At 63.2% G+C, this 6,687-nt stretch carries 8 protein-coding genes; all 8 read left to right on the top strand.

The window, feature by feature from the left end; genetic code table 11:
• Positions 1 to 1,061, top strand: a 1,061-nt coding sequence (locus EOA75_RS26520; RefSeq protein ID WP_127325541.1) for an AAA family ATPase, incomplete at its 5' end; no start/stop codon positions are given.
• Between the two features lie 96 nt (positions 1,062 to 1,157).
• Positions 1,158 to 1,466 (top strand): hypothetical protein, encoded by a 309-nt coding sequence (locus EOA75_RS26515; protein ID WP_245466744.1) that lies wholly within the window; start codon positions 1,158 to 1,160, stop codon positions 1,464 to 1,466.
• A gap of 280 nt (positions 1,467 to 1,746) precedes the next feature.
• The gene (locus tag EOA75_RS26510; protein WP_066989051.1) at positions 1,747 to 2,949 is read left to right on the top strand and encodes an ABC transporter substrate-binding protein; all 1,203 of its coding nucleotides are present in this window, start codon (positions 1,747 to 1,749) and stop codon (positions 2,947 to 2,949) included.
• 80 nt (positions 2,950 to 3,029) lie between these two features.
• The gene (locus EOA75_RS26505; RefSeq protein WP_095800998.1) at positions 3,030 to 3,896 is read left to right on the top strand and encodes a branched-chain amino acid ABC transporter permease; all 867 of its coding nucleotides are present in this window, start codon (positions 3,030 to 3,032) and stop codon (positions 3,894 to 3,896) included.
• Positions 3,897 to 3,903: 7 nt separating this feature from the next.
• Positions 3,904 to 4,884: a branched-chain amino acid ABC transporter permease gene (locus EOA75_RS26500; RefSeq protein WP_066989047.1), complete on the top strand. Its 981-nt coding sequence runs from the start codon at positions 3,904 to 3,906 to the stop codon at positions 4,882 to 4,884.
• A gap of 3 nt (positions 4,885 to 4,887) precedes the next feature.
• The gene (locus tag EOA75_RS26495; RefSeq protein WP_127325540.1) at positions 4,888 to 5,667 is read left to right on the top strand and encodes an ABC transporter ATP-binding protein; all 780 of its coding nucleotides are present in this window, start codon (positions 4,888 to 4,890) and stop codon (positions 5,665 to 5,667) included.
• Positions 5,664 to 6,386 carry an ABC transporter ATP-binding protein gene (locus EOA75_RS26490; RefSeq protein ID WP_066989044.1) on the top strand — a complete coding sequence of 241 codons (723 nt, stop codon included), beginning with the start codon at positions 5,664 to 5,666 and terminating at the stop codon, positions 6,384 to 6,386. Before EOA75_RS26495 ends, EOA75_RS26490 begins: the two co-directional genes overlap by 4 nt.
• An 11-nt stretch (positions 6,387 to 6,397) precedes the next feature.
• A partial coding sequence (locus EOA75_RS26485; RefSeq protein WP_245466743.1) for an aspartate/glutamate racemase family protein occupies positions 6,398 to 6,687 on the top strand: 290 nt, incomplete at its 3' end.

Raw genomic sequence — 6,687 nt, 5'->3', positions numbered from 1 at the left:
AGCTGATGGCGGAGCTTGCCGCGGCGCAGGGCGAGACGCCGCTGATCCTGCCTTCGGTCGATCGCAATGCGGTCGCCGCCGTGGTGCAGGATTGGACCGGCATCCCGACCGGACGGATGCTGTCCAGCCAGACCGAGAAAGCGCTCAGGCTGGCCGCGACCCTTTCGGAACGCGTGGTCGGCCAGGATCACGCGATGGAGATGATCGCCAAACGTGTCCAGACCAGCCGCGCCGGCCTTGGCGCGCCGGAAAAGCCGGTCGGCGTATTCCTGCTCTGCGGCCCCTCCGGCGTCGGCAAGACCGAGACCGCGCTGGCGCTTGCCGAGACGCTTTATGGCGGCGAGCAGAACCTGATCTCGATCAACATGTCCGAGTTCCAGGAAGCGCATACCGTCTCGACGCTCAAGGGCGCGCCGCCCGGCTATGTCGGTTACGGCAAGGGCGGCATCCTGACCGAGGCGGTGCGGCGCAAACCCTATTCGGTGATCCTGCTCGACGAGGTCGAGAAGGCGCATCCGGACGTCCACGAAATCTTCTTCCAGGTCTTCGACAAGGGCATGATGGACGACAGCGAGGGCCGGCGCATCGATTTCAAGAACACGCTGATCCTGCTCACCTCGAATGTCGGCTCCGACGTCATCATGGACCGCACCAAGAGCGGCACCGTGCGGACCGGGATCGACGATCTCGACGCGGCCCTGCGCACGCCGCTGCTGAAAGTTTTCCCGGCCGCCTTCCTCGGTCGGGTGGTCACCATACCCTATTATCCACTGTCGGATTCGATGATCGAGGCGATCGCCCGCCATCAGTTCGGCAAGATCGCGCGGCGGCTTAAAGCGACCAACGATGCCGAACTGGTCATCGGCGACGGCGTCATGGACTTGGTCAAGGCGCGCTGCACCGAGATCGAGTCCGGCGGCCGCATGATCGACGCCATCCTCACCAACACGCTGCTGCCGGAGCTTAGCCGCGGCGTGCTCAACCGCTCGCTGGAGGGTGCGAAGATGACGAAGGTCACCGTCGGCGCGTCCAAGGAAGGTTTTACCTACTCCTTCGAGTAGCCTTAGCAACTCCGGGGAAGGAGTGTAGCGCCCAATCGGGCCAAGCTATTTTGAATGTGGAGTCGGGGAACTTTTGCTCCGCTGCCGATTTTGGATATGCTGCTGATCCGAATGGCCGGAAGGGTGCCGCCGATGACGAAAAACCTTGCGATCTCCGCTCTCGTTCTGGCCACGGCCATTGGCGTGTCCGGCGCGACGTTCGCCGGCGACCGGCAGCTCAAGCGCCCGGTCGAGCAGGAGCGCTACGTTCCGGCCGAAGGCGACCTCATCGACATCCTGTTCGGCGGACCGCGCTACTATGACGCCATGCTGGTCACTTCGGCGGCGGGCGCATGTTCGTACCACCGGAGGGGGCCGGACGCGAACGCGCTGAACAAAATCAACGACCATCACTGCGGAAAATAAGGTCTGCCCCGCGCCATTCGTACGGGCCAGCCGTCGGCAAGCCGCGACCGCCCCATTGATCATGCCGCGAACTGATCGTTCGCCGAGGTGGCTGGCCGTTCGGACAGCCAGTCCTCAGCCTGCCCCGCGGTTGGGCCGCTCTGCCGTCGCACACATTCAGCCCAAACATTGTATACAATAACAAATAAATCTGTTGACAATCTGTCCCAGGCGGCTTCCCATAGGCTATCCGCGCAGCCCATGAGCTAAACAAAAGCGCGCTAACCAGAAGGGAACCGATATGATCAACCGACGCTCGACTTTGAAATCGCTGGTGCTTGGCGCCGCCTCGACCCTGGCCATGGCCGCCATAGGCATCCCGTCCGCGCAGGCTGAAAACAAGGAACTGAAGATCGGCTTTGTTGGTGTCACCAGCGGTCCCGCCGCCGCCTGGGGCACGTCCAATGTGCGCTCGATGCAGACGCGCGCCGCCTGGCTCAACGAAAAAGGCGGCGTCAAGATTGGCGACGACACCTACAACATCAACATCGTCACCTTCGACGACCAGAAGGATCCCAAGCGCGCCATCGCCGGCATGGAGAAGATGGCGCAGGAGGGCATCCACTATGTCGTCGGACCCAATGTCGATGACGGCGCTGCTGCGGTGCGCCCTGTCGCCGAGGCCAACGGCATCATCTATTTCCCCTACGCCTTCCCGAAGGCGCTCTACCAGAAGCCGGCCTCGAACGCCGTGCTCGGCATGATCGCCAACTACCAGTCGGGCCCGGCGATCTATAAATACCTCAAGGAAAACAAGGGCGTGAAGACGATCGCCTTTGTCGCCGCGAACGAATCCGACCCGCTCAGCCAGCGTGACAGCGGCGTCGAGGCGGCCAAGGCGCTCGGGCTCGACGTCGTCGCGCAGAACGACACGTACCAGAACGACACCCGCGACTTCACGCCGGTGCTGACCCCGATCGTCGCGCTGAAGCCCGATCTGCTGGTGCTGTCCGGCGTGGCGCCGGCCAACGCGCCGCTGCTCATCCGCGCCGCCCGCGAGCTCGGCTTCGAGGGCCTGATCTCGACCGAGACGGCGCAGGACGCCAAGGTTCTGGAGGAGGGCGCCGGCGAATACGCCAACGGCTTCATCTCCGTCGGCGGTGCCTCGACGCCGGAGATCGCTTCCGACGAGATGAAGGAGTTCGTCGCCCGCTACACCAAGATGTTCGGCGAGTATAACGACGAGTCCAATACCAAGGTCTACGCTTTGGAGTACATCATCGAGACGATGAAGGCCAATCCGGCCGCTATCAACAATGTCGACGAATTCAAGAAGACCATGGACACCTTCTCGGCGCCCAACCCCTTTCTCAAGGGCGACGCCAAGCTGAGCTATGTCGGCGCGACCTCCTTCGGCCAGAAGCGTCAGCTAGCCGTGCCGATGGTGGTCAACGAATACAAGGACGGCGCTTTCCAGACCCTGTTCGTCGGCTCCGTCGACTAGGTTTGGGTTCCTAAGGTTACTTCCTCCCGAATGCCGGGGGTCCGGGCGATGCTCGGACCCCGCGGAAGATCGAAGGATCCATGGAACAGGTCATCGCCAACGGATTGTATCTCGGCGCCCAGTACGCGCTGATCGCGCTCGGGCTAACCCTGATCTTCGCCCTGATGAACGTGCTGAATTTCGCCCACGGGCAGATGTACGTTCTGGGCGGGTTCATCACCTATACCGTCTACGGCCAACTCGGCCTGCCTTTCGTGGTGGCGCTGCTGGCCTCCGGCGTGACGCTCGCCGTCATCGGCGCGCTGATGGAGAAATTCCTCTTTCGAACGGTTATCCGCCGCAGTCACCGCGAGGAGAGCACCATGCTGCTCGCCGCCGCGACGGCCTTCTTCTTCGACGCCGTCATCCTGCTCATGTTCGGTGAGAAGCAGCGCGGCGTTCCCAAGATCGTCAAAGGCGTCTTCAACGAGGCCGGCATCATCATGCCTTATGACCGCCTGGTTGTCGGCGCTCTGGCCATCGTCTTCATCGCCGCCTTTGTCCTTTACATGCAGTACAGCCGGGTCGGCCGCGCCATGCGCGCGCTCGCTCAGGACCGTGTCGCGGCCCAGCTGATGGGTGTCAGGGTCGACCGCTATTCCATGATCGGCTTCGCGCTCGGTGCCATGCTGGCGGGCGTTGTCGGCGGCCTGCTGGTCACCATCACCGGCGTCAATTCCGGCATTGGCGGCCCGATCTCGATCAAGGCCTTCCTGATGGTGATGATCGGCGGCGCCGGCGTCGTCGGCGGCGCGATCGCCGGCGGCTTCATCCTCGGCATGATGGAATCGGTTGGCCTCACCGCGCTGCGCGAATATGGCGACGTCACCTATCTCGTCATCTTCGCCGCCCTGATGGTGTTTCTGTCGATCCGCCCCAACGGGCTGATGGGCAAGCCGTGGGGTTGATCGCGCCATGACCCGCAATCGCAACATGAAGATCGCTTCGGTCGCAGCCTTCCTGGCGATCGTCTTCATCGCCGTGCCGGCCGCGATCTCGGCCAGCGGCCGCATCGACCTCTACTACACGCTGACTTCGGTGGCGCTGCTCAGCATCGCCAGCGCCGGCGTGTGGCTCACCTTCTACATCGGCCGCATCAATATCGGCCAGGGCGCCTATGCGCTGATGGGCGGCTATGTCTCGGCCATACTGGTGATGAACCACGGCTGGTCGTTCTGGCTGACGCTGCCTGTCGCCGGTCTCTTCTGCGCCGCCGCGAGCGTGCTGATCGGTCTGCCGATCCTGCGGTTGCGCGGCGTCTATTTCGCCATGGTGACGCTGGTTCTGACCGAGGTCGTGCGGCTCTTGGCGCTGGCGCTGCCGATCACCAACGGCGCCAAGGGCATCGTCAGCATCCCGCTGCCCGGCGCGCTCTCGGTCTTCGGGCTGACCATCATCCCGGACTTCGCCACGCTGCAGAATTCGCGGCTCGCGTTCTACCTGCTGGCGGTCACGCTGATGGTGGGCTGCTTCGCGGTGATGTATCGGCTGGTCAACTCGCGCATCGGCAAGCTCTGCCAGTCGCTGCAGCAGAACGAGGAACTCGCCTCCTCGATCGGCGTCAACATCGCCTATCTGCGCGTCATCGCCTATGCGGTGTCCTCCTTCTTCGGCGGTCTCGCCGGCGCCATCTTCGCCGCCATCTCGCAGTCGATCTATCCGTCGAGCTTCACGGTCACCGATTCCGTCAACTTCATGCTGAACTGCTTCCTCGGCGGCCTCGGCTACGTGTTCGGTCCGATGCTCGGCACGCTGGTGCTCTATTTCGGCTGGGACCTCTTGTTCCAGACCGGCCAATTCCAGCTCCTGATCTATTCCGGCCTGATGATCGTTTTGATGCTGGTGCTGCCCAACGGCCTGCTCAGCCTCACGGTTCCGACCCGGAAGAAGGCTTGAGCCATGGCCGAAATGCTCGAAGTTTCCGGCATCACCAAGCGCTTCGGCGGTCTCGTCGCGGTCAACAACGTCTCCTTCTCGGTGCGCGAGAAGGAGATTCTCTCGGTCATTGGTCCGAACGGCGCCGGCAAATCGACGCTGTTCAAGCTGATCTCGTCGTTCCTCAGGCCAACGTCCGGCGAGGTCCGCCTGAAGGGTGAACGCATCTCCGGCATGGCGCCGCATATCGCCGCGCGCAAGGGCGTCGTGCGCACCTTCCAGGAAACGACGATCTTCAAGAACATGAGCGTGCGCGACAACGTCATCATCGCGCATCATCTGCGCTCGAAGGCGAGCCTCGTCGGTTTCTTTCTCGGCACCGGCACGGCCAAGGCAGACGAAGCGGCTTTCGGCCAGTCCGCCGACGAGATCCTGGGGCTGCTCGGCCTGGCTTCGCTTGCCAGTGAGATCGCCCGCAACCTGCCACATGGCCATTTGCGGGCGCTGGGCATCGCCATCGGCCTTGCCACCGATCCCTCGATCCTGCTGCTCGACGAGCCCTTTGCCGGCATGAATCACGAGGAGACGATGCGCATGGTGGCGATGGTGCGGCGCCTGCGCGATCTCGGCCTCACCATCCTGCTCGTCGAGCACGACATGCCGGCCGTGATGAAGATCTCGGACCGTATCGTGGTGCTCAATTTCGGGCAGAAGATCGCCGAGGGAACACCGTCGGAAATCCAGGCCAACGAGAAGGTCATCGAAGCCTATCTCGGCAGCGAAGACGAGGCGATCGGGCTATGAACCAGATCCTGAACTTCGCCGGCGTCGAACTCTATTACGATCACGTCTATGCGCTGAAGGGCGTCTCGCTCGAGGTCAATGAGGGTGAGACCGTCGCGCTGATCGGCGCCAACGGCGCCGGCAAGTCGTCGATCCTGCGCGCCATCACCGGGCTCAACCGGATTAGGTCCGGCGAGATCCACTACAGCGGCAAGCGCATCGACGGCGCCGCTCCAGACGAGATCGTCAAGATGGGCATCGCCATGGTGCCGGAAGGGCGCCGCGTCTTTCCCTATATGACGGTCAGGGACAACCTTTTGATGGGCGCCTTCACGCGCTCGAGCAAGGCCGAGATCGCGGCGACCTTGGAGATGGTGCTGGGGCGCTTTCCCCGGCTGAAGGAGCGCTTCTCCCAAGCTGCCGGCACGATGAGCGGCGGCGAACAGCAGATGCTGGTCATCGGCCGCGCGCTGATGGCCAAGCCGAAGCTTTTGCTGCTCGACGAGCCGTCGCTCGGAGTCGCGCCAAAACTTGTCCAGGACATCGCCCGCTCGATTGTCGCCATCAACCGCGACGAGAAGGTCAGCGTTCTGTTGGTCGAGCAGAATTCCCGCATGGCGCTTCGCATTTCGCAGCGCGCCTATGCGCTGACCACCGGCAGCGTCGCCCTGAGCGGCAACTCCGCCGAATTGCTGAGCGACGACCGGGTCAAACGTCTTTATCTCGGCGGCGAGATCTGAGGCTGATTTTAATGCGCATACTCGTCATCAACCCCAACACGACCGCGTCGATGACCGGCAAGATCGGCAAGGCGGCGACAAGCGTCGCCTCATCAGGAACCGAAATCGTCGCTGTCAATCCGGCCGATGGTCCGCCGAGCATCGAGGGCTATTTCGACGAGGTGTTCGCCGTACCGGGCATCATCGCCGAGATGAGCAAGGCGCCGGCGGCGGATGCCTATGTGATCGCCTGCTTCGACGATACCGGGCTCGACGCCGCGCGCTGCGCGACCGAAGCGCCGGTCATCGGCATCGGCGAGGC

Source organism: Mesorhizobium sp. M1A.F.Ca.IN.022.07.1.1 (genome assembly GCF_003997575.1).
Classification (GTDB): domain Bacteria; phylum Pseudomonadota; class Alphaproteobacteria; order Rhizobiales; family Rhizobiaceae; genus Mesorhizobium.
The sequence above is the reverse complement of the archived record's forward strand: the minus strand, read 5'-3'. Positions and strand labels throughout refer to the sequence as shown.

Bases quoted from the DNA above. Each gene is read 5' to 3' on its own strand.
- EOA75_RS26515 (WP_245466744.1), top strand. From the start codon at position 1,158: ATGCTGCTGATCCGAATGGCCGGAAGGGTGCCGCCGATGACGAAAAAC.
- EOA75_RS26510 (WP_066989051.1), top strand. From the start codon at position 1,747: ATGATCAACCGACGCTCGACTTTGAAATCGCTGGTGCTTGGCGCCGCC.
- EOA75_RS26505 (WP_095800998.1), top strand. From the start codon at position 3,030: ATGGAACAGGTCATCGCCAACGGATTGTATCTCGGCGCCCAGTACGCG.
- EOA75_RS26500 (WP_066989047.1), top strand. From the start codon at position 3,904: ATGACCCGCAATCGCAACATGAAGATCGCTTCGGTCGCAGCCTTCCTG.
- EOA75_RS26495 (WP_127325540.1), top strand. From the start codon at position 4,888: ATGGCCGAAATGCTCGAAGTTTCCGGCATCACCAAGCGCTTCGGCGGT.
- EOA75_RS26490 (WP_066989044.1), top strand. From the start codon at position 5,664: ATGAACCAGATCCTGAACTTCGCCGGCGTCGAACTCTATTACGATCAC.